We start from the raw sequence: 22,121 nt of genomic DNA, 5'->3' as shown, positions 1-22,121 counted from the left end.
TTTTTAAGATGAAATTCACATTAGGCATAGAAGAAGAGTACCAAGTTATAGATCCTGTAACTAGAGAATTAATTTCTCATGATCAACAAATTGTTACCAATGCAGAAAAAATTTTAAATGAACAGGTAAAAGCAGAAATGCACGAAGCTGTTGTAGAGGTTGGTACAAAAATTTGCAATAATATTACAGAAGCCCGAGAAGAAGTGAAATATCTTCGCAAATCAATTTCTAATATAGCCAATGATCTAGGTTTTAAAATAGGAGCTGCAGGGACACACCCTTTCTCTAAATGGGAAAACCAACGCATCACTCCAAATCCTCGTTATGACGAGATAATAAACGAATTGCAAGACACAGCAAGGTCTAATTTAATCTTCGGTTTGCATGTACATGTTGGTATGGAAGATAAAAATATGGCACTTCATTTGGTAAATTCAATGCGTTATTTTTTACCTCACTTGTATGCATTATCTACAAATTCACCCTTTTGGGAAGGAAGAAATACTGGTTTTAAATCTTTTAGATCTAAAGTTTTCGATAAATTCCCAAGAACCGGAATACCCGGTGTTTTCGATAATTATGCCCAATATGAAAACTATTTAAATGTTTTAGTAAAGACGAACTGTATAGACAATCCTAAGAAAATTTGGTGGGACATTCGTATTCACCCTGTGTACCCCACATTAGAAGTTAGAATTTGTGATGTTCCTTTAACAGTAGATGAAACTATTTGTATTGCTGCTTTAATTCAAGCTTTGGTTGCCAAATTATATAAATTAAGAATGCAAAACCTTAATTTTATGGTATACCATAGAGCCCTAATTAACGAAAATAAATGGAGAGCGGGACGCTACGGAATTGATGGTAAAATGATTGATTTTGGAAAAGAAAAGGAAGTAGATACAAAACTTTTAATGAGAGAATTTGTAGATTTTTTAGACGATGTCTTAGATGAATTAGGTTCTAGAGAAGAAGTAGAATACATTTTTAAAATGTTAGAAAACGGAACCGGTGCAGACAGACAACTAAAAGTGTATGAAGAAACAAAAGATTTAATAAAAGTAGTAGACTATATTACAGAACAAACTATTTTAGGTTTATAAGAAATTTATATATGGTAAAAGAAAAACTAAAATTAGCCGTTTTAGATATGAATAATAACCAACCAAACCAGGGTTTGCGTTGTATAAAAGAAATTGTTGGTTTATTTAATAAAGAAGTAGATTTTACTGTTTTTAATGTAAGAGCAAAAGGCGAATTACCAGACACTTCTTACGATATATATATATCTAGTGGTGGACCAGGAAGTCCTTTAGACGAAGGAACTTGGCGAAAGCCATATGTAGAGTTAATGCAAGAATTGTGGGATATTAATAAAAATTCTTATCAAAAAAAACATGCATTTTTTATTTGTTACTCTTTTCAATTAATGTGTCATTATTTTAAATTAGGTGAATTAAAAATGAGAAAAAGCACTTCTTTTGGAATTCTACGCGTTCATAAAACTAAAATCGGACAAAAAGATATTCTCTTAGAAGGCTTAAATGATCCTTTCTATGCAGTAGATTCTAGGGATTGGCAACTTGTTCAGCCAAGATTAAAAGTGTTTAAAGAACACGGAGCTTCAATTTTAAGTTTAGAGAAAATTAGAACACATGTAGAATTAGAACGCGCAATTATGGCGGTTCGCTTCTCTAAAGAATTTGTAGGAACACAATTTCACCCAGAAGCAGATCCTGTAAGTATGGAGTCTTATTTTGCATTAGAAAAGAATAAACAAGTAGTAATTAATAATTTTGGTGAAGATAAATATGATGAAATGATGGATAGGATGGATGACTCTGATAAGTTAGCAATGACCTATAATACTATTTTACCTAAATTTATTACCAATGCAATTACTACAATAGAACAACCAATACTATCTTAAATTAAGATGATACAGCAACTTAGGAAATTATATAACCAGAATTTTACAGAAGAAAAGTACCAACTTTTTTTAGATGAAATTGTAAATACTTTCAATCATAAACCTCCATTTAAAATTGCTGAAACTCCTGTTTTTGTTCCTAAAGAATTAAAAACTAAATTGGTAGATGCGTGTAACGATATTATGTCTGTTATCAATCAGCCAAATTTTAAGGAATTAACAAATGGCGCTTTTTTTGATGAAGATAGAATTGTCCCAAATGAAGATAATAATTCAAAGTTCCTTCAATTAGACTTCGGAATATGTAAAAATAAAAACGGAGAATTAGTTCCTAAATTGATAGAGTTACAGGGGTTTCCATCCTTGTATTTCTTTCAAGAAATGTTGGGGGGGATGTATCGTAAGCATTTTGGAAATGTAATACCAGAAAACTATTCTCAACATATAAACGGAAAATCTTCTCAAGAATATTTAAACTTATTAAAACAAGAAATTGTAGGAGGTACAAATCCTAAACAAGTTATTCTTTTAGAAATAGCACCAGAAAAACAAGCCACAGCTATTGATTTTTATGCAACTGAAAAAGCATTAGGAATTAAAGTGTTATGTATTTCTGGTTTGATAAAAAAAGAAAAAAAACTTTTTTATGTTGATGAACAAGGTAAAGAAATAAGAATTTTAAAAATTTATAATCGTATAATTTTTGACGAATTAGACCAACGAAAAGATTTAAAAACTGAGTTTAGTTTTTTAGATGAAGTTGATGTAGAGTGGATTGGTCATCCGAATTGGTTTTATAGAATTAGTAAATTTACAATGCCTTTATTAAAAGGAGACTATGTGCCAAAATCTTATTATTTAGACAAATTAGAGAGTATTCCAGAAGATTTAGAAAATTACGTTTTAAAACCTTTATATTCTTTTGCGGGAGCAGGAGTAGAGATTCATGTAACTCGCAAAATGATTGATGCTGTTACCAATAAAGCAAATTATCTTTTGCAAGAAAAAGTTGCCTATGAACCTATTATAGAAACCATGGATGTTCCTGCAAAATGTGAAGTTAGAATGATGCTAATTCACAACTCTAAAACAAATAAAACAGAAATTGCAAGTAATTTAATTCGCATAAGTAAAGGTGAAATGGTTGGAGTAAAATATAACAAAGACAAAACTTGGGTTGGTGGTAGTACTGGTTTTTTTGAGGACTAAGTTTATCAACTTATTATAAAATAAAAACCTTCAAATTGCACTATTTGAAGGTTTCTTATTTTATAATATTTTTATTTTTTATAATGATTTATCTGGCGCAGGTATACTTGCATGAAATTCAGAGGCTATTCTATGTGTATATTGTTCCAATAATTCTAGAATACGTTCACTAGAATTAGAAACTACAATTAAACCAATATGCCATTTTTTGTCCATTCTCCAAACAATTTCACTATCTGTGAAGCTAGAAGTATCAGGGTATTCGAATCTACTTAAAGAGACTACAATACCAGCATATTTATTATTAATTTTAGGAAGTTTGTAAACTCCTTTTCTTAAGGTCGCAGCTTCAATTCTAGCCCATTCTCCCCATAAATTAACACCAGAGGCATATGTTACCATTTCTGCTAAGTTAGCACCACCAACTCTAGAAGAAGTTTCTAAAAAGAACAATTCTCCTGTAGCTTTCGATTGAATAAATTCTGTATGAGAAGCACCAGCTTGCATACCGAATGCTTTCATAACTTGTGCATTCATTTTTTGCAATCCTTTTTCTAATTTAGTACCAATTTTTAAAGTTGCAGATCTAAAAATACCTCCACTATGTGCCACTTCAAAAGGAGTCTCTAAATATCTACTAACTCTAGAAAAAACTACTTTACCATTAACATTTAGGCAATCGACATGAAAAACATCTCCAGGAGCAAATTTTTCTATTAAATAATTATCTCTCTCATCGCCTAGTTGATCTACAATTTGCCATAATTCATCTTTAGAATTAATTTTTTTAATACCTGTTGCAGAAGCCTCCATTCTTGGTTTTAATAACCAAGGAGCAGGAATATTATCTGCATATTTGTTTATATCTTCATTATTAAAAAGCGAAGTAAATTCGGGTACATTTACACTTTTATCTACTGCTCTCATTCGCATAGCAAGTTTGTCTCTAAAATAATGAGAAGTAGTACTTCCCATACCTGGCATTCTAAAATGCTCGCGTAATAAGGCCACTTTCTCTACATCGAAATCATCTAATGCTACAAAACGATTAAATTTAATTTCTCTAAATTTATAGGCAATCCCTTTTATGACATCCTCAAGAACCCAATCTTCAATATAAAAAACATCTTCAATAGCCTCCCATGGCCAATCTTCATGTTGCAAACTTTTTTTTGTCAACAAATAGACTTTATTGCCATCTGCGTTACAACTTTTTAAAAAATCTTCACCTTTAAAGTAGGTGGATATACAAAGAAAATTGAAGGATGTTTCTGCCATAATCATAAGTTTTTTTATTTTTATGAATTTACAAAATAGAACTTTATTTACAAGGAAATTTTTTATAAAAAATTAGCCACCAATTCACGAATTAATTAATTCGTGAATTGGTGGCTAATTTAAACCGGATAAATTCAAAAGATAAATACTAAAACCTAATTACCTGCTTTTTCTTTGATAAAATTTGTAATTAATTGAATTCCGAAACCAGTTGCACTTTTCATTTTAGCATATTGAGAAGCACCAAAAGAAACACCAGCAATGTCTAAATGCATCCATTTTTTATGATTTTCTGTAAATGACTCTAAAAATTTAGCAGCATTTATAGCACCTTCAATTGGTTTGCCATTAAAGTTCTTAATATCGGCAATGTCAGATTGTAAATCAGCTTCATAATCTTCAAACATTGGCAATTGCCAAACGCGCTCATGCACATCAAAACCAATTTTAGACATGGTATTTGCCATTTCTTGGTTTTCGGTAAACATTCCTGCAGCAGCATAGCCAAAAGTTCTAACCACACTTCCTGTTAAAGTCGCTAAATCTATAATATATTCTGGATTGTATTTTTTAATAGCAAAATTAATTCCGTCTGCTAAGACCAATCTACCCTCAGCATCTGTATCAATAATTTCAATTGTTTTACCAGCATAGGAGTTGATAACATCTCCAGGTCTGTAGCTATTTGCATCTACCGCATTTTCTGCAGCAGCAACCACCCCAATAATATTGATGTTTAATTGTAATTTTGCAACCAACTCTACCACTCCTAAAACTACGGCTGCACCACCCATATCACTTTTCATATAGTGTAAATTGGTAGATGGTTTTATAGATAACCCTCCAGAATCAAATGTAATTCCCTTACCAACTAAAGCAATATCTATTGCATCTGTCTTTTTTGCCTTGTATTCGTTGATAATTACAACTGGCGGATGTATACTCCCTTTTCCAACAGCTAAAACTGCATGAAAACCTTGTTTCTCTAATTGTTTAACCTTTAAAACAGTTGAAGTATATTTTGCTTCTTTAGAAGATTTTTGCGCCCATTCACCTAAATACTCAGGTGTTTTTACGTTTGGTGGAGCATCAACTAAAGCTTTAATTTTATTAATAGTTTTACCAGTAAAACTTCCTTCGAGAATAAACTCTTTAATTTCTTTTGAGGAAGCAATTAAAACGGATACTTCTTTTTGAGCCTCTTTATTAGATTTAAATTCGCCAATTTTATATTGTGCCATTTCTAAACCTATAATTGCTTTTTGAACCGCAATATTATCTAGATTTTCAGCGTAGAGTTGAATTTCAGAATTCCAATTTTTTTGAGTTTCGAAAGCAAATTTTCTAAAAGTAGCTTCTATTTGAGTAGCATTTTTATCTTCACCTAAACCAACCAAATAAATTCTATTTCCATCTTTTCCATAGATTAATTGATCACTTAAAAAGCTACCATCAAAATCTGGTTTTTCAATCGAAATAAATTGTTTTATAGTCTCTAAATTATCCTTTTTACATGGTAAAATGAAGTCTTTAGAAAGGTCTAATTCTTGTATGTGTTTGTAACTCATAATTATTTGTTATAAAATAGCCATTTAATTGCCTTTGGAAACTCTTTTCGCCAATGAACTTCCGAATGATTTCCTTCTTCATTTATAGAGAAATGAAAATCTATTTGATGTCCTTTTTCCATTTTTTCATTAATAATAGTACCTAATTCTTTAGCATTTGGTAAATGCTCTTCACTTTCTCTTCCGCCAGAATAAAGGTATAATTTAGCTTTTTCAAGTGGAGAAAAGCTTTTGGTACTTTTAAATATTTTTTTAGATATCCAAAGACTCGGAGAGAAAATCATTAATTTACCAAAAACGCCAGGGTTAGACAAACCTGCGTGTAAACTAATTAAACCCCCCATAGAACTACCACCAATGCCAGTGTTTTCAAAATCTGTAAGTGTTCTGTATTTTTCATTTATATACGGTATTAACTTTTCCGTCATAAACTGAATATAGAAGGTACCTTTTCCTTGTCCGAATCTTGGGTGATAATAGGGTAGGTATTCATTAATTCTTTCTTCTTCTCCATGATTTATAGCGATGATAATAACATCTGCCATAGCATGTTCTGCTAATTTTGCTAAAGATTTATCTATTGCCCAGTCTCCGTATTGAGACATGGGATTAAATAAGTTTTGTCCGTCCTGCAAGTATAATACAGGGTATTTTTTGTCTGTTTGATAATAATCGTGAGGTAATAATGCAGAAATTCTTCTTGTTGCACTTAAATGCGGAATTTCATAAGCTTCTTCAATAGTTTCTATAATGGGACTAAAATCCGTCAATGTCATGTTCTATATTTTGAGACGGTAAAAATACAGCTTTATGACTTCATAGAAAGGAATTTTTTTTGTTATCTATAAATAATAGCATAGCGTGTCTGAAAAATAATCCGGAGTTAAAACTCCGGATTATAATGATTTAGTATGCTGTTTTATCTTCTTTTTTAGCCCATTGTTGAAAAGGTTCTAATGCAATTTTGTGACCTATTTGTTCAAAAGGAATACTTCTTTCTTCATAAGGAAGCGGAATTTCTTTGTAAATAAATGCATCATCAAAACCAATATCTGCAGCATCTTGCTGGTTACAGCCATAATATACTTTATCTGGTCTTGCCCAATAGATCGCACCTAAACACATAGGGCAAGGTTCGCAAGAAGTGTACACAACACAACCTTCTAGTTGAAAAGATTCTAAATTTTTACAAGCATCTCTAATGGCAGTAACTTCGGCATGTGCCGTAGGATCATTTGTAGACGTAACTTTATTATTTCCACGACCCACAATTTCTCCGTCTTTTACAACAATACAGCCAAAAGGTCCCCCTTCATTATTACGCATTCCTTTCAAAGCAGCTTTTACTGCTTCACTCATAAATTCTTCGTGATTTGTCATTTGATAATTGTTTTAATAAAAAAAGCTGTAAAATTAATTACAGCTTTTTGAATAGTGTAATTTTTAATTTATTTTAAACCTCCAGTCATTTCTTCTGGTTTTACCCATTCATCGTATTGTTCTGGAGTAACATAACCTAAACGAACCGCTTCTACTTTTAAAGTGGTTCCGTTTTCGTGTGCTGTATTTGCAATTTCTGCAGCTTTATAATACCCTATTTTGGTATTTAAAGCAGTTACTAACATTAAAGAATTGTTTAATAATTCTGTAATTCTAGCATGATTTGGTTCAATACCTGCAACACAATTTTCGTCAAAAGAAACACAAGCGTCTCCAATTAATTGAGCAGATTGCAAAACATTTGCAGCCATCATAGGTTTAAAAACGTTTAATTCATAATGGCCTTGAGTTCCACCAACAGTTACCGCAACATCATTCCCCATTACTTGTGCACAAACCATTGTAATTGCTTCTGCTTGTGTTGGGTTTACTTTACCTGGCATAATAGAACTTCCTGGTTCGTTTGCAGGAATCATAATTTCTCCTATTCCAGATCTTGGTCCAGAAGCCATCATTCTAATATCGTTTGCAATTTTATTTAAAGAAACGGCAACTTGCTTTAAAGCGCCATGAGTTTCTACCAAAGCATCATGTGCTGCTAAAGCTTCAAACTTATTTTCTGCCGTTATAAAAGGTAAGTCTGTAAATTCTGCAATATACTTTGCAACTAAAACATCATAACCTGCTGGTGTATTTAATCCTGTACCTACAGCAGTTCCTCCTAAAGCTAACTGACTTAAATGTGCCAATGTATTCTCTAATGCTTTTAAACCGAAATCTAACTGCGCTACATAGCCAGAGAACTCTTGACCTAAAGTTAATGGAGTTGCATCCATTAAATGCGTTCTTCCAATTTTTACAACATCTTTAAAAGCAATAGCTTTGTCATTTAAAGTGTTTCTTAATTGTATAATTCCAGGAATTGTATTTTCCTTTATTTTTTTATAAATGGCAATGTGCATTCCTGTAGGAAAAGTATCATTTGATGATTGCGATTTATTTACATCATCATTTGGTTGAATGGTTTTATCTCCTTCACCAATTACCTTTCCAGCAATCTCATGTGCTCTGTTGGCAACAACTTCGTTCACATTCATGTTCGATTGTGTACCAGAACCTGTTTGCCATATTACTAGAGGAAATTGATCATCTAATTTACCTGCTAAAATTTCATCACAAACTTGTGCAATTAAATCTCTTTTTTCTTCACTTAAAACGCCTAACTCTGCATTTGTATAGGCAGCAGCTTTTTTAAGATATGCAAAACCATAGACAATTTCTAGAGGCATAGAAGCGGCAGCACCAATTTTAAAATTGTTGCGAGAACGTTCTGTTTGTGCTCCCCAGTATTTATCTGCAGGAACTTCTACATTTCCCATTGTATCTTTTTCTATTCTGTATTTTGACATTTTTTATTGAATTTAGATACCACAAATTTACAAAAAGTAAGCCAAAATATTATGAACAATAGGTTAATAGTATTGAAAAAAGATGGATTTTGATAGTAATTTTTAAAAATAAGTATTATTTTTGCTTTAATAATTTTTCAAAAGATATAAATGTTAGATTTTTCACAATTTTCAGGATTAGTTTTATTCATGTTTATTTTTACAGCTGGTTTCTGGTTGTTAATATTCTTATTAACATTTGTGGTTCCTTATTGGATAGGTGGAACTATTTGGGAGAATATGAAATTAAAGAAAGAAGCAAAGAAAGCTGCGGAAGGAAAGTAGTTCTTCTAAAACATATTTTATAAAAAAACTCGTTCAAGAAATTGAACGAGTTTTTTTATGGGCTTAGTATGTACGTTAGTAATTACTTAAATGATACTATTTTATTGATGTTTTGAAAACGCTGTTTTTAAAATATTTTCTGAATCGCTTTTTAGAAAAAAGAACGATTCAGAAAACGCTGTTAAATTTTTTTAATAATTATGTTGTTTTAAAATTCGCCACCACCATCATCTTCTCTACTACTTGGTGTTCTACTTTTCTGATTCTTATTCTGATTGAACCTATATGTAAAGTTCAATGAAACTTGGCGAACGCGCCATTGAAAAGATTGATCGGTAATATTAGTCGGGTTTTCTCTACTTGGAGCAAAAGCGTTTGTTTTATATTTTCTAGAGTTAAAGACATCACTTACGTTTAAAACCAAGGTTCCTTTGTCTTTTAAAATGTCTTTACTAAAAGCTAAATTGGCAGAAAAAATACCTTCTGTATCGCTTTGAGCATCACTTCTTGGGCCTCTGTAAAACAATCTTGTTTGCCATTCGATGTCTAAAGGAAGACTAACTCTTGCATCAAAACGTGTAAACCAAGAGGTGTTTTTTGTATCAAAAATTTGAGTAACATTGGTTATTGTATTTGTGGTAGGGTTTGTTAATTCATACGAGTATTCTCCATCTGTTTCAAACTGAAAGAAGTTAAAACTACCAGAAAAACGTAATTTTCTAGACGGATTATAGTTTGCGTTTAACTCAAAACCCATTCTGTCCTCTGAAGCCAAATTTATTGGTTGTCTTACTAAAATATTAGTTTCTTGTCCGTTTATTATTCTAACTTCTTGTCTATTCACGCGAACAATGTTGTTTGTAGAATGTTGGTAATAAACAGATGAGTTTAAGGTTAGTTTGCCCCATCTATTTAAATATCCTAAATCAAAAGAGTCTGTATAGGTAGGGTCTAAATCTACATTTCCTTTAGAGATAACCGTTTCACTAGCTCTGTTTTCAAACGGATTTAAATACCAAGAATTGGGTCTTCTTAATCTTCTACTATATCCTAAAGTAAAACTTTGGTCTTCTGTAAGCTCGTATCCTAAGTTTAAAGTAGGAAATAAATCGGTTAAATTTTTAGTAAAGGTTTCATTTGTAGTTAAAAGATTTACATTAAGCTTTGTCATTTCTGCACGTAAACCTAACAAATAAGAGAACTTGTTTATTTTACTACCAAATTGCGTGTAGAATGCATTTACATTCTGAATAAACTCTAAGTTATTAGATGGGTTAAATCTTGTATCTAAATTTGGTGCAATTACTAAATAATCTGATTTTAAATCTTGAAAATTACCTCGGTAACCTGCTTCAAATTGAGAATTTTCTCCTACTGGTAGCACATAATCTGCTTGAAAAAGATTGTCTACAGAAATTTCATAGGTAGCGTTAAATTCAGAATTTATATCTCTAATCGTTGCAGCTTCATTTTCATTACTTGCATTGTATTGGTAGTCTAACGTTAATTTATGCCCCTTGTCATTAAAATTATTGGTATAATTTAACGAAAATTGTAGAGACTCATTTTTTTCATCTTCATTTTGTATTCTTGTAGAGTTGTACAAGTTGTTACCAGAAGGATTAAAAGAGCTAATCTTATTTGTAGATAAGTTTTTGTTTTCTGAATCTCTTACAAAGATAGTACCTGTAAGAGAGCTTTTATCATCTAAAAAATATTCTATGCCTACATTAGCATTATAACCTTTTCTAGACCTGTCGAAATTTCTATTTTCTGTTCTTAAGCTATCAATACTGCCGTTAGAAAGGTAGGTAATGTCTGAAAGGTAATTTCCAGGACTACGGCTATCATTATAACCAATATTAGAAAATAGGTTAATTTTTTCTGAACGCATGTTTAAGTTTACAGCGCCTTGGTAATTTCTAGGATCTGCAACGGTTACGTTTACAGAACCATTAAAGCCTGTAGCTTTTCCTTTTCTAAGAATAATATTTAAGATCCCTGCGGTTCCTTCCGCGTCATATCTTGCAGACGGAGAAGTAATTACTTCTACACGCTCTATAGCGTCTGAAGGTAATTGTTTTAATGCATCTGCACCATTTAAACCAACTAAAGCAGATGGTTTTCCGTTAATTAAAATTCGTACATTTTCACTTCCTCTTAAACTAACGGTTCCTTGCGGATCTACATCTACAGAAGGTACATTGTCTAAAACATCTGATGCGGTACCACCTTTTACCGTCATGTCTTTACCAACATTGTAGATTTTTTTATCTAAACGAATATCTACGGTAGATTTTTCTGCAACAATTACAATTTCATTTAAACTATTAGTATCTTCAGCTAACTTAACAGTCCCTAAATTTTTGTTTGATGTAATTTTTTCTGAAGGATATTTTATAGATTTAAAAGAAATAAATTCTACGCTTATTTCATAAGTTGCGGCTGGAATATCAATTGAAAACTGACCATTTAAATCTGTAATACCACCAGAAATTTTCTGATTTTCAGTGTTTTTAATAATAATAGTAGCGTATTCTAAAGGTTGATTGCTGTTTGCATCGATAACTTTACCATAAATTTTGATAGTGTTGGTGCTTTTTGAATTTTGAGAAAACAATGTTGTTATTGTAAATAAGCAACAAATAAAGAGTGTAATTTTTTGAGTCAAGACCTTGTTTTTTAGTTTTAGACTGCAAAGTTGCCTCTTAGTTTAATTACATTTAGTTAAATAAAAGTTAAAGAAAATATAGTTTTAGTTAAATTATATGATAGCTAAAATAGCTTCTGGAGGTCTTCCTATAACTGCTTTGTTGTTATTGATGATAATTGGGCGTTCTATTAACTTCGGATGGTTTAGCATCGCTTTTATTATTTCAGTATCAGACAATTCTTTTCCTTTAAATTCTTCTTTCCAAACCTTTTCTGTTTTACGAATCAATTGAATAGGAGTGATGCCTAATAATTTAATAATTTCTTTTAATTCTTTTTCTGATGGAATTTCTTCTAAATATTTAATTACTTTAAACTCTTTTTTAGAGTTTTCTAAAATTTCTAAACCTTGTCTCGATTTAGAACAACGCGGATTGTGGTATATTTTAATCATTTTTAGATGTTTTTAGTGTTGAGGTGTGTTTGCAAAAAAATCTAGCCCTGATTGAAATGGCATCCTTTTTTTTATTTTTCTTAAAAAAAGATACAATGAAAAGCAGGAAATAGCTTCTTATGATTCTATTTGATATTCTTAAAAAGGTTGAAATTTAATCGTTTTTTTGTCCATTTAACATTAAATAAGATTTTAAAAACGGATCTATATCTCCGTTCATTACATTGTCTACATTCCCTGTTTCATGTGCAGTTCTTACATCTTTTACCAACTTATAAGGATGCATTACGTAATTTCTTATCTGGCTTCCCCATTCTGTTTTTAACTTTCCAGACTCAATTTCGTCTCTTGTGGCTTGCTGTTTTTGTAATTCAATTTCATATAATTGCGACTTTAGCATTTTCATTGCAGTTGCTCTATTATCGTGCTGAGAACGTGAGTTCGAACAAGAAATCTGAATTCCGGTTGGCTTATGCGTCAACTGAACTTTAGTTTCCACTTTATTCACATTTTGTCCACCAGCACCACTAGAACGCGCCGTTACAATTTCTATATCTGCAGGGTTTATTTCTATTTCTATAGAATCATCCACCACAGGAAAAACATACACAGAACCAAAGGTTGTATGCCGTTTTCCGTTAGAATCGAAAGGTGATATTCGTACCAAACGATGCACGCCATTTTCTCCTTTTAACCAACCAAAAGCGTAGTCGCCTTCAATTTCTATGGTTATTGTTTTAATTCCTACAACATCACCAGCTTGGTAATTAAGTGTTTTTAACTTAAAACCATGCTTTTCTGCCCACATTGTGTACATTCTAGACAACATCTCTACCCAATCGCAACTTTCTGTTCCACCAGCGCCAGCATTAATCTGTACCGTTGCAGACAAAGAATCGCCTTCTTCAGAAAGCATATTTCTAAACTCTAAGTCTTCTAAAAAAGCACCTGTTTTTTCAAACTGTTCGGTGACTTCAGTTTCCTCAACTTCACCTTCTTTGTAAAAATCATACAACACATTTAAATCTTCATTTAAAGTGATGGTTTTGTTATAATCTTCTACCCATTTTTTTTTGAAACGCAATTCTTTCATGAAGATTTCTGCAGCCTTTGGGTCGTTCCAAAAATCTGGATCTACCGTTTTCTCTTCCTCATTAGCAATTTCAATCAGTTTTTTATCAATCTCTAAATAAGATTTTAACTTTTCAATTCTCTCGGCAATATCTTTAAGTTGGTCTTGTGTAATCATAAGTTGAACAAAAATAAATGAAATTTTAAGATTTCTTGTTTTAAAAGCTGATTGTTATTGTATAGATTTATAGAAAATTTACCAAACATGAAAAAATTACTACTTATTCTATTTTTTATTACCGTTTCTGTAGATGGATTTTCGCAGTTTTTTACAGAGAAAACGGGAAACAAATTACAAAAAGGAATTACTAAATATGAAGGGTATTTTACCTTTTATTATGATGATACTGCTGATAAATTATTCCTTCAAATTGATGAAATAGCTGCAGAGTTTCTTTATGTGCGTTCACTTTCTGAAGGTGTTGGTTCTAATGATTTGGGTTTAGACAGAGGGCAATTAGGCAGTGGAGTAGTTGTTCATTTTAAAAAAGCAGGTAATAAGTTAATGTTGATGCAACCTAATTTAGATTACAGAGCAATTACCGATAATAAAGAAGAAAAACAATCTGTAAAAGAAGCGTTTGCAAAATCGGTTTTACATGGTTTTGTTATCAAAGAAGAAAAAAATGGCAGCTTCTTAGTAGATGCAACCGATTTTTTTATGAGAGATGCGCATGGTGTTACAAGCACTTTAGCTAGAAATAAGCAAGGGAATTATAGTTTAGACAAAAGTAAATCGGCTTTTAATTTAGAAAGAACAAAAGCATTTCCTAAAAACGTAGAATTTGACGTAATGCTTACTTTTAAAGGTGCACCGAAAGGATATAATATAAGAAGTGTAACGCCAGATGCAAGTTTGGTGACTGTACATCAGCATCATTCTTTTGTGAAATTACCAGATAATAACTACAAACCTAGAAAATTTGATACCCGTTCTGGAGGTTATGCAATGTCTTATTTAGATTATGCAACACCCGTAAACGAATCAATTACAAAACGTTTTATTTTTAGACATCGTTTGGAAAAGAAAAATCCGAATGCTGCCGTTTCAGAAGCTAAGGAACCTATTATTTATTATTTAGATAGAGGAACGCCAGAACCAGTTCGTTCTGCGTTATTAGAAGGCGGACGTTGGTGGAATCAGGCTTTTGAAGCGATTGGTTACAAAGATGCTTTTCAGATGAAAATGTTACCAGAAGGCGCGGATCCTTTAGATATTCGGTACAATATGGTGCAATGGGTGCACAGATCTACGCGTGGTTGGAGTTATGGTGGCAGTATTTCTGACCCAAGAACGGGCGAAATTTTAAAAGGGCATGTAAGTTTAGGAAGTTTACGAATTCGTCAAGATTTTTTAATAGCACAAGCGTTGCAAGCACCTTATAAAAAGAATGCTGTAGAGGATGATTTTGCTTTGCAAATGGCAATTGCAAGAATTAGACAATTGTCTGCACATGAAATAGGCCATACGTTAGGTTTTGCGCACAATTTCGCAGCAAGTACAAACGGAAGGTCTTCTGTGATGGATTATCCGCATCCGAAGTTTACCTTAAAAGACGGTAAAATTGATTTTTCTGATGCCTATGATACTAAAATTGGACCTTGGGATAAAGTAACGGTTGCTTATTTTTATCAGGATTTTGAGAATAAGGAAGAAAATGAATTGAACAAAATTTTAGAAAATGCTGCTGCCAACGGATTAAAATACTTGTCCGATTCAGATGCAAGGTCTCAAGGAAGTGCAAGTGCTTCTGCACATTTATGGGACAATGGCGGCAATATTCATGATGAATTATACAATCTTTTAAAGATTAGAAAAAAAGCGATTGCTAATTTTTCTACGGACAATATAAAAACGAATCAACCATATTCTGTATTAGAAGATGTGTTTGTACCGTTGTATTTTTTCCACAGATTTCAAACAGAAGCAACTGTAAAATTAATTGGCGGATTAGAGTATTCATATGCAATTAAAGGAGATAACCAAACCATTGTAAAAAGAGTTTCTGGTACTACAGAAAGAATTGCGCTACAAGCAGTTTTGCAAACCATAAATGTTGAAGAAATTGCTATTCCGAAAGAAAAATTAGCCTTATTTCCACCAAGAGCAATGGGCTATGGTAGAAGTAGAGAATCTTTTAAAAGTGATTTAGGCGTAGCATTTGATGCTTTTGGGGCAGTAGAAACAGCTAGTGAAATGACGTTGAATTTATTATTGAATCCGCAAAGAGCATCCAGGTTAATTGCACATAAAAGTTTGAATAAAAATCAGTTAGGTTTGGTTGAACTAATTGATGAATTGGTTTCTAAAACCATCAACAAAACACATAAAGATACCTATTATCAAGAATTACAAAATGTAATAAATACAACTGTTTTAGAGCAATTATTTTATTTGGCTGCATATAAGAATCAGTACCAACAAGTAAATGCAATTGTGTTGTTTCAGTTGGATGAAATCAAATTGATCTTAAAAAATAAAAATTCAAAAGGAATTCAGAAAATATATGACAATGCAATGGTGAAAATAATTAATGATTTTATTAAAAATCCAATTTCATTTAAGAAATCAAAAGCACCACAAATTCCAGATGGTTCGCCAATTGGAAGTGATTATTAGACATGAATTAAACGAATTTCGCTATTTTTATTTATCACATTTTTTGATGTAATAAGTAAAATTAGTTTCAACAAAAAATAAAATGATAATAGACTTAATTTCAGATACAGTAACCAAACCAACAGCAGAAATGTTGGAAGCAATGATGAACGCCAAAGTTGGTGATGATGTTTTTAAAATGGATCCGACCGTAAATAAATTGCAAGAAAAAGCGGCAAAATTATTCGGAATGGAAGATGCCTTATTTTTTCCATCAGGAACCATGGCGAATCAAACGGCCATAAAATTACACACACAACCCGGGGATAAATTAATTTGTGATAAATATGCACACGTGTATAATTACGAAGGCGGAGGAGCTGCGTTTAACTCTGGTGTAACGTGTAAATTAATAGACGGAGATAGAGGAATGTTTACAGCAGCACAGTTACAAGAAGCAGTTGCTGGACGCTCAGATATTCATGTTCCGTTTTCAAGATTGGTTTGTATCGAAAATACAACGAATAAAGGAGGAGGCGCTTGTTGGGACTTTTCGGAATTAGAGAAGCTTCAGAAAATATCAAAAGAAAATAATTTAGCGTTTCATTTAGATGGCGCACGTTTATTTAATGCTTTGGTTGCTAAAAAAGAAACTCCGAAACAATATGGAAAATTATTTGATACGATTTCGATTTGTCTTTCTAAAGGATTAGGAGCTCCAATTGGCTCTATCTTATTGGGGTCTAAAGAAGATATAGCAAAAGCATTGCGTATTCGTAAATTATTAGGGGGTGCCATGAGACAAGTTGGTTTTTTAGCAGCAGCAGGAATTTATGCACTAGATAACCATATAGAAAGATTAGACGAAGATCATCAAAAAGCACAAATTATAGGAGATGTTTTAAAATCTTGCAGTTATGTTACAAAAGTAGCACCAATAGAAACGAATATCATTATTTTTTATGTGGACGAAAAAGTAGGTGCTGCTAATTTTATTGAAAAAATGAAAGCAAAAAACATTCTATTATCTCCGATGGGAGAAGGCAGAATTAGAATTGTAACGCATTTAGATTTTACAAATAAAATGTTAGAAAAATTACTAATGGAACTAAAAAACTTTTAGAAATAGAAACGGATAACAGGCGAAATAGGTGACGCAAAAATATTTTTATTCTTGTCATACAAAACGTCATAACGAACACCAACTGCAAACCTACCTTGGTTGTATGCAATACCTAAATGTAGTGCAGGGAAGTTGGTGTTTATTGACCCAAATTGATCTTTTTGTTTTGCAAAATTGTAATCAAATTCTCCAGAAAACTGAACACCGAAATTAGTTTGGTATAAGGAAATTAAACTAGCGCCATAAACGCTCGTAGAAAAATCGTTAATTTCTGAATATAAATAGTTTAATCCTGTTCCTAAAGCAAAACCATTATCGAAATTATAAATCGCACTTGGAGAAATACCAATAGTAGTTTGGTTCCCAAAACCTACAGTAAAACCTCCACCGAATTGCACATGTTCCCAAAAGTTTGATTTCTGAGAAAATGAAATGAATGAAAAACTTAGAAAAACAAATAATAGCACCTTTTTCATAAAGTAGTCTCTTTAGTTTACGCTGTCTAATTTAGCCAATTCTTTATAATTTCTTTTTAATTTTTTCAATAAAAAACCATAAAGGAGTTGGTAAAAAAGCCATAAAACTCCCAATGCAACTGCTGTAACTAATAATGTTAAAAGAATAATTAGAATAATTTGTTTGGTGTTTAAATCTTCAATTTGTAGATTTATTTCTGCGACCATAACAATAATCATTAACAAAGCCATATAACCTAAGTTAAACAACACGTAGTTTCTTACTGTTTTTCTAGTCTTAATAATTTTTTTCATCAACTTATTTGTAGAATCTATAGCAGTAATGTTTTTATAGTTTAGATAAAACATGACTAAAAAGTAAAATAGAATTAGATATGCTAAAATTTGAGAATAATAAATAAAATTTTCTAATCCTATTTTTTTATACTCTTCATACGCTTCATCCATGTCTACAAAAAAGTAGAGAGAATTTAAGATTACAAATTCTAGAATACCAATAATAAAGATCCATTTTACAATAGAGGATGATCTTAATTGTGCCAATTTGTAAATTTCTATTGTAGAAAATTTACATGCTTCTTCTGGTTGATTCTCCCAGGCTTTTTTATAATTGTCTAATAAATCCATATTTATGGGTTTAAAATGTTTTTTAACTTTTCTTTTGCTCTGTTCATCTTCACTCTTGCATTTACACTTGTTATTCCTAATGTTTCCGATATTTCTTTATAAGGTTTGTCTTCTAAATATAAAAAAATCAGCGCCTTATCTATATCATTCAATTTATGAATCGCTTTGTACAAAGCTTTTAACTGTACTTCTTCGGTATCATCATAATCGGTCGCTTTAATTTTGTATGCAACATCACTAAAATCTTGTGTTTTTACCTTTCTAGTCGATTTTCTATATAATGAAATTGCGGTATTTAAAGCCACTCGATACATCCACGTACTAAATTTAGAGTCTCCTCTAAACTTTGCGTAGTTTTTCCACACCTGTATGGTTATTTCTTGAAATAGATCATTATGAGCATTTCTATCTGTAGTATAAATTCTACAAATTTTGTGCACTATATTTTGATTTGTTTCAAAATCTGATAAAAATTTTTTTTCTAAATCTTTCTGCAATTTCAATATAGGTTAGTTAATTATTAGTAGCATAAATATATAAAATGTTACAATTATTATAAAAAATATTTTGTTGAGTTAAAAACATTTACATTTGTTGAATAATAAATTAGAAACATTGAACAATATAAAGCAAGATTTCACCATTAAAGACCTTGAAAACATATCAGGGATTAAAGCCCATACCATACGTATATGGGAAAAAAGATATAATTTATTAGAACCCCAAAGAACAGATACCAACATTAGATATTATTCTCATCAGAATTTACAAAAACTACTAAACGTTGTTTTGCTGACTAAAAACAAGTATAAAATATCTAAAATAGCAATAATGTCTGAAGAAGAGATTTTACAGCATTCTAGAGAAGTTGCTTTTTCGATGGCTATAAATGATGAAGCAATTAACGCTTTTAAATTGGCAATGTTACAGTTTGACAAAGTGTTGTTTAATACAACTTATGACAAGCTTTTACATCAAAAAAGTTTTAGAGAAATTTTTAGAGATGTATTTATTCCGTTTTTAAATCATATTGGTTTGTTGTGGCAAACAGATACGTTGTTACCTGCTCATGAGCATTTTATATCAAATTTAATTGCTCAAAAAATTCACATAAGTACAGAGAGTTTGCAATACGGAATTAAACCTTCTGAAAAAACGTACGTATTATTTCTACCAGAAAACGAGATTCATGAATTAGGACTTTTATACCTTAATTACGAATTGGTTCTAAGAGGACATCATACTATATATTTAGGGCAGAGTTTACCGTTAGACAATTTAAATTATTTCTTTAAGAGTAATAAAGAAGTGTGTTTTATAACTTCGTTAACAATTATGCCTTTTGATGACAAAATTGAAGCGTATTTTGATGAAATAAAAAGTATTTTAGAAAATACAAATCATCAAATGATTGCTGTAGGACGAAAGACAAACCTACTAAACACGGCCAATTTTTCGTCAAAGATAACTTTTCACGCTTCAGTTTCAGATTTGTTAAAAGTGTTGTAAATTAGTTGATATATTTTAATATGTTTAATATTATTGTATATTTGTTAAACAAAATAATAAATGGATAGAAAAATACATATCATTGGTTCTGGTTTCTCGGCTTTATCGGCTTCATGTTACTTAGCCAAAAAAGGTTATAAGGTTACTGTTTTAGAGAAAAACGATACTTTGGGCGGTAGAGCAAGACAGTATAAAAAAGACGGGTTTACGTTTGATTTAGGTCCTTCTTGGTATTGGATGCCAGATGTTTTCGAACGTTTTTTTGCAGATTTTGGGAAGAAACCTTCAGATTATTACACGCTAGATAAATTAAGTCCTGGTTACGAAGTTTATTTTGGAGAAAATTCTTCTTTAAAAATTTCTGAAAACTTAGAAGACATTTACAAAATGTTCGAGGCAGAAGAAAAAGGAAGTGCAAAACACTTAAAAACTTTTTTAGATTCTGCAAAGTCAAATTATGAAACTGCAATTTTAGATTTGGTATACAAGCCTGGTATATCTCCTTTAGAATTAGTTACAACAACAACAGTAGCAAGAGTTACTCAGTTTTTTTCTACGATAAGAAAACAAGTTAGAAAAAATATAAAAAGTGATAAATTAATTAAGATTTTAGAATTCCCTGTGTTGTTTCTGGGAGCAAAACCAAGCAACACTCCCGCATTTTATAATTTTATGAATTATGCAGATTTTGGTCTAGGAACCTGGCACCCAAGAGGCGGAATGTATAAAGTAATTGAAGGAATGGTTTCTTTGGCAACGCATTTAGGGGTTAAGTTTGAGGTGAATGCAAACGTAGAAAAAATTACCACAGATAGTCATCAGAATGTTTCTGGGTTAGTTGTAAACGGAAAAGAAATTGAAACGAGTTTGGTTTTAAGTGGTGCAGACTATCACCATACAGAAACTTTGTTGGATGAAAACTTAAGACAGTATTCAGAAAAATATTGGGATAAAAAGACCTTTGCACCATCATCATTATTATTTTATGTTGGTTTTGACAAAAAAATAGAAAATGTAAGTCATCATACTTTATTTTTTGATACAAATTTTGATTTGCACGCAGAAGAAATTTACGACAAACCTAAATGGCCAACAGATCCTTTGTTTTATGCGAATTTTACTTCTATGACAGACAAAACATCTGCGCCAGAAGGTAAAGAAGCAGGTTTCTTTTTAATTCCTTTAGCACCAGGAATTGAAGATACAGAAGCTTTAAGAGAAACATATTTCCATAAAATTTTAGATAGATTTGAGAGATTGACAAACCAAGAAGTAAAAAAACACGTACTGTTTAATAGGTCGTTTTGTGTGAATGATTTTAAAGAAGAGTACAACTCTTATAAAGGAAATGCATACGGAATGGCAAATACACTTTTACAAACGGCATTTTTAAGGCCTAAAATTAAAAGTAGTAAGGTAAATAATTTGTATTTTACAGGGCAACTAACAGTTCCAGGACCGGGAGTTCCGCCAGCATTAATTTCTGGTAAAATAGCATCAGAGTTAATCATTAAAAATCAATAGTAATATGAAAGAATTATTTGATAGTGTTTCTAATGATTGTAGCAAGTTGGTTACTGAAAAATACAGTACTTCTTTTTCAATGGCTGTAAAGATGTTATCTCCAAAAATTAGAACAGATATTTATAATATTTATGGTTTTGTTCGCTTTGCTGATGAAATTGTTGATACCTTTCACGATTATAATAAAGAACAATTAATGGACCATTTTGAAAGAGATTATTATCTTTCAAAAGAGCTAGGAATTAGTTTAAATCCTATTTTAAACTCCTTTCAACAAACGGTAAATAAATATAAAATTCCGGATGAAATGGTGCAAGCTTTCTTAAAAAGTATGAAAGCAGATTTGCACAAAACAGAATATACCACAAAAGAAGAGTATGATGCCTATATTTATGGTTCTGCAGATGTTGTTGGGTTAATGTGTTTAAAGGTTTTTGTAAATGGAGATGATAATCAATATGAAGAGTTAAAAGCTGCTGCAATGCGTTTGGGATCTGCTTTTCAAAAAGTAAATTTTTTACGCGATTTAAAAGATGATTTTGAAGTGTTGAATCGTTCTTATTTCCCGAACATAGATTTAGGTAAATTAGATGCGACTTCAAAACAACTAATTATTGATGAAATTGAAGCGGATTTTGATTATGCCTACACTAACGGTATTTTAAAATTGCCTGTGGAGGCTAAATTTGGAGTCTACACAGCGTTTCGATATTATAGGAGATTGCTTAAAAAACTTAAAATGGTTCCATCAGAAAAAATTATGGACTCTAGAGTTCGAATTTCTAATCCTATGAAAATAAATTTATTGGCAAGAAGCTACGTGAAATGTAAATTAAATATTATTTAATAAAAAGTCTCTTCGAGCATT

20 protein-coding genes are annotated in these 22,121 nt (G+C 31.3%); 9 read left to right on the top strand and 11 right to left on the bottom strand.

Features of this window, described 5'->3' with window-relative positions; genetic code table 11:
* Positions 1 to 8 precede the first annotated feature (8 nt).
* From ES045_RS11130 to ES045_RS11120, 3 genes are read left to right on the top strand one after another with little or no spacing between them, the layout of a single operon-like run.
* Entirely contained in the window at positions 9 to 1,103 is a 1,095-nt protein-coding gene (locus ES045_RS11130; RefSeq protein ID WP_147116363.1) for a carboxylate-amine ligase, read from the top strand.
* An 11-nt stretch (positions 1,104 to 1,114) separates the two neighbouring features.
* Positions 1,115 to 1,930 carry a type 1 glutamine amidotransferase gene (locus ES045_RS11125; RefSeq protein WP_147116362.1) on the top strand — a complete coding sequence of 272 codons (816 nt, stop codon included), beginning with the start codon at positions 1,115 to 1,117 and terminating at the stop codon, positions 1,928 to 1,930.
* A 6-nt stretch (positions 1,931 to 1,936) separates the two neighbouring features.
* Positions 1,937 to 3,139, top strand: a complete 1,203-nt coding sequence (locus tag ES045_RS11120) for a hypothetical protein (protein ID WP_147116361.1) — start codon at positions 1,937 to 1,939, stop codon at positions 3,137 to 3,139.
* Positions 3,140 to 3,217: 78 nt separating this feature from the next.
* Here ES045_RS11120 and ES045_RS11115 read toward each other — a convergent pair whose 3' ends face one another.
* From ES045_RS11115 to fumC, 5 genes are all read right to left on the bottom strand, one after another.
* A complete protein-coding gene (locus ES045_RS11115; protein ID WP_147116360.1) occupies positions 3,218 to 4,417 on the bottom strand; it encodes an acetyl-CoA carboxylase biotin carboxylase subunit family protein in 1,200 nt (399 codons plus the stop codon).
* A 155-nt stretch (positions 4,418 to 4,572) separates the two neighbouring features.
* The gene (locus ES045_RS11110) at positions 4,573 to 5,985 is read right to left on the bottom strand and encodes a leucyl aminopeptidase family protein (protein ID WP_147116359.1); all 1,413 of its coding nucleotides are present in this window, start codon (positions 5,983 to 5,985) and stop codon (positions 4,573 to 4,575) included.
* Positions 5,986 to 5,987: 2 nt separating this feature from the next.
* The gene (locus ES045_RS11105) at positions 5,988 to 6,761 is read right to left on the bottom strand and encodes an alpha/beta hydrolase (RefSeq protein WP_147116358.1); all 774 of its coding nucleotides are present in this window, start codon (positions 6,759 to 6,761) and stop codon (positions 5,988 to 5,990) included.
* A gap of 130 nt (positions 6,762 to 6,891) precedes the next feature.
* Entirely contained in the window at positions 6,892 to 7,365 is a 474-nt protein-coding gene (locus ES045_RS11100; RefSeq protein ID WP_147116357.1) for a nucleoside deaminase, read from the bottom strand.
* Between the two features lie 68 nt (positions 7,366 to 7,433).
* Positions 7,434 to 8,834: a class II fumarate hydratase gene (gene fumC / locus ES045_RS11095; protein WP_147116356.1), complete on the bottom strand. Its 1,401-nt coding sequence runs from the start codon at positions 8,832 to 8,834 to the stop codon at positions 7,434 to 7,436.
* 150 nt (positions 8,835 to 8,984) lie between these two features.
* Between fumC and ES045_RS16430 the strand changes: the two genes are divergently transcribed.
* A complete protein-coding gene (locus tag ES045_RS16430) occupies positions 8,985 to 9,158 on the top strand; it encodes a hypothetical protein (RefSeq protein ID WP_189663090.1) in 174 nt (57 codons plus the stop codon).
* Between the two features lie 208 nt (positions 9,159 to 9,366).
* Here the strand turns inward: ES045_RS16430 and ES045_RS11090 are convergent, their stop codons facing one another.
* The 3 genes from ES045_RS11090 to prfB form a co-directional block, all read right to left on the bottom strand.
* Positions 9,367 to 11,829 carry a TonB-dependent receptor domain-containing protein gene (locus ES045_RS11090; protein WP_147116355.1) on the bottom strand — a complete coding sequence of 821 codons (2,463 nt, stop codon included), beginning with the start codon at positions 11,827 to 11,829 and terminating at the stop codon, positions 9,367 to 9,369.
* A 93-nt stretch (positions 11,830 to 11,922) separates the two neighbouring features.
* Positions 11,923 to 12,264, bottom strand: coding sequence for an arsenate reductase (glutaredoxin) (gene arsC / locus ES045_RS11085; protein ID WP_147116354.1), 342 nt, complete (start codon positions 12,262 to 12,264; stop codon positions 11,923 to 11,925).
* Positions 12,265 to 12,418: 154 nt separating this feature from the next.
* Positions 12,419 to 13,513 (bottom strand): peptide chain release factor 2, encoded by a 1,095-nt coding sequence (gene prfB, locus ES045_RS11080; RefSeq protein ID WP_147116353.1) that lies wholly within the window; start codon positions 13,511 to 13,513, stop codon positions 12,419 to 12,421.
* A gap of 87 nt (positions 13,514 to 13,600) precedes the next feature.
* On the opposite strand from prfB, the gene ES045_RS11075 reads away from it, so the two are divergent.
* Complete coding sequence (locus tag ES045_RS11075) at positions 13,601 to 16,015, top strand: zinc-dependent metalloprotease (protein ID WP_147116352.1); 2,415 nt, start codon at positions 13,601 to 13,603, stop codon at positions 16,013 to 16,015.
* An 82-nt stretch (positions 16,016 to 16,097) separates the two neighbouring features.
* Positions 16,098 to 17,117, top strand: a complete 1,020-nt coding sequence (locus ES045_RS11070; RefSeq protein ID WP_147116351.1) for a threonine aldolase family protein — start codon at positions 16,098 to 16,100, stop codon at positions 17,115 to 17,117.
* Here the strand turns inward: ES045_RS11070 and ES045_RS11065 are convergent.
* The 3 genes from ES045_RS11065 to ES045_RS11055 are packed head-to-tail and all read right to left on the bottom strand — an operon-like array spanning position 17,114 to position 18,717.
* Positions 17,114 to 17,593 carry a hypothetical protein gene (locus tag ES045_RS11065; protein ID WP_147116350.1) on the bottom strand — a complete coding sequence of 160 codons (480 nt, stop codon included), beginning with the start codon at positions 17,591 to 17,593 and terminating at the stop codon, positions 17,114 to 17,116. The genes ES045_RS11070 and ES045_RS11065 overlap by 4 nt on opposite strands.
* Before the next feature lie 12 nt (positions 17,594 to 17,605).
* Entirely contained in the window at positions 17,606 to 18,220 is a 615-nt protein-coding gene (locus ES045_RS11060; protein ID WP_147116349.1) for a hypothetical protein, read from the bottom strand.
* Between the two features lie 2 nt (positions 18,221 to 18,222).
* Positions 18,223 to 18,717, bottom strand: a complete 495-nt coding sequence (locus ES045_RS11055) for an RNA polymerase sigma factor (protein ID WP_147116570.1) — start codon at positions 18,715 to 18,717, stop codon at positions 18,223 to 18,225.
* A gap of 94 nt (positions 18,718 to 18,811) precedes the next feature.
* On the opposite strand from ES045_RS11055, the gene ES045_RS11050 reads away from it, so the two are divergent.
* From ES045_RS11050 to ES045_RS11040, 3 genes are read left to right on the top strand one after another with little or no spacing between them, the layout of a single operon-like run.
* Positions 18,812 to 19,729: a MerR family transcriptional regulator gene (locus tag ES045_RS11050; protein WP_147116348.1), complete on the top strand. Its 918-nt coding sequence runs from the start codon at positions 18,812 to 18,814 to the stop codon at positions 19,727 to 19,729.
* A 60-nt stretch (positions 19,730 to 19,789) separates the two neighbouring features.
* Positions 19,790 to 21,253 carry a phytoene desaturase family protein gene (locus tag ES045_RS11045; protein ID WP_147116347.1) on the top strand — a complete coding sequence of 488 codons (1,464 nt, stop codon included), beginning with the start codon at positions 19,790 to 19,792 and terminating at the stop codon, positions 21,251 to 21,253.
* A gap of 4 nt (positions 21,254 to 21,257) precedes the next feature.
* Positions 21,258 to 22,100: a phytoene/squalene synthase family protein gene (locus ES045_RS11040; protein ID WP_147116346.1), complete on the top strand. Its 843-nt coding sequence runs from the start codon at positions 21,258 to 21,260 to the stop codon at positions 22,098 to 22,100.
* Positions 22,101 to 22,121: the final 21 nt, after the last annotated feature.

It is taken from the genome of Polaribacter sp. IC073, from assembly GCF_007997075.1.
GTDB lineage: Bacteria > Bacteroidota > Bacteroidia > Flavobacteriales > Flavobacteriaceae > Polaribacter.
This window is presented reverse-complemented; position numbering and strand designations above follow the sequence as displayed.

Coding starts and splice junctions, on each gene's coding strand:
- ES045_RS11130 (WP_147116363.1), top strand. CDS start 9: ATGAAATTCACATTAGGCATAGAAGAAGAGTACCAAGTTATAGATCCT.
- ES045_RS11125 (WP_147116362.1), top strand. CDS start 1,115: ATGGTAAAAGAAAAACTAAAATTAGCCGTTTTAGATATGAATAATAAC.
- ES045_RS11120 (WP_147116361.1), top strand. CDS start 1,937: ATGATACAGCAACTTAGGAAATTATATAACCAGAATTTTACAGAAGAA.
- ES045_RS11115 (WP_147116360.1), bottom strand. CDS start 4,417: ATGGCAGAAACATCCTTCAATTTTCTTTGTATATCCACCTACTTTAAA.
- ES045_RS11110 (WP_147116359.1), bottom strand. CDS start 5,985: ATGAGTTACAAACACATACAAGAATTAGACCTTTCTAAAGACTTCATT.
- ES045_RS11105 (WP_147116358.1), bottom strand. CDS start 6,761: ATGACATTGACGGATTTTAGTCCCATTATAGAAACTATTGAAGAAGCT.
- ES045_RS11100 (WP_147116357.1), bottom strand. CDS start 7,365: ATGACAAATCACGAAGAATTTATGAGTGAAGCAGTAAAAGCTGCTTTG.
- fumC (WP_147116356.1), bottom strand. CDS start 8,834: ATGTCAAAATACAGAATAGAAAAAGATACAATGGGAAATGTAGAAGTT.
- ES045_RS16430 (WP_189663090.1), top strand. CDS start 8,985: ATGTTAGATTTTTCACAATTTTCAGGATTAGTTTTATTCATGTTTATT.
- arsC (WP_147116354.1), bottom strand. CDS start 12,264: ATGATTAAAATATACCACAATCCGCGTTGTTCTAAATCGAGACAAGGT.
- prfB (WP_147116353.1), bottom strand. CDS start 13,513: ATGATTACACAAGACCAACTTAAAGATATTGCCGAGAGAATTGAAAAG.
- ES045_RS11075 (WP_147116352.1), top strand. CDS start 13,601: ATGAAAAAATTACTACTTATTCTATTTTTTATTACCGTTTCTGTAGAT.
- ES045_RS11070 (WP_147116351.1), top strand. CDS start 16,098: ATGATAATAGACTTAATTTCAGATACAGTAACCAAACCAACAGCAGAA.
- ES045_RS11065 (WP_147116350.1), bottom strand. CDS start 17,593: ATGAAAAAGGTGCTATTATTTGTTTTTCTAAGTTTTTCATTCATTTCA.
- ES045_RS11060 (WP_147116349.1), bottom strand. CDS start 18,220: ATGGATTTATTAGACAATTATAAAAAAGCCTGGGAGAATCAACCAGAA.
- ES045_RS11045 (WP_147116347.1), top strand. CDS start 19,790: ATGGATAGAAAAATACATATCATTGGTTCTGGTTTCTCGGCTTTATCG.
- ES045_RS11040 (WP_147116346.1), top strand. CDS start 21,258: ATGAAAGAATTATTTGATAGTGTTTCTAATGATTGTAGCAAGTTGGTT.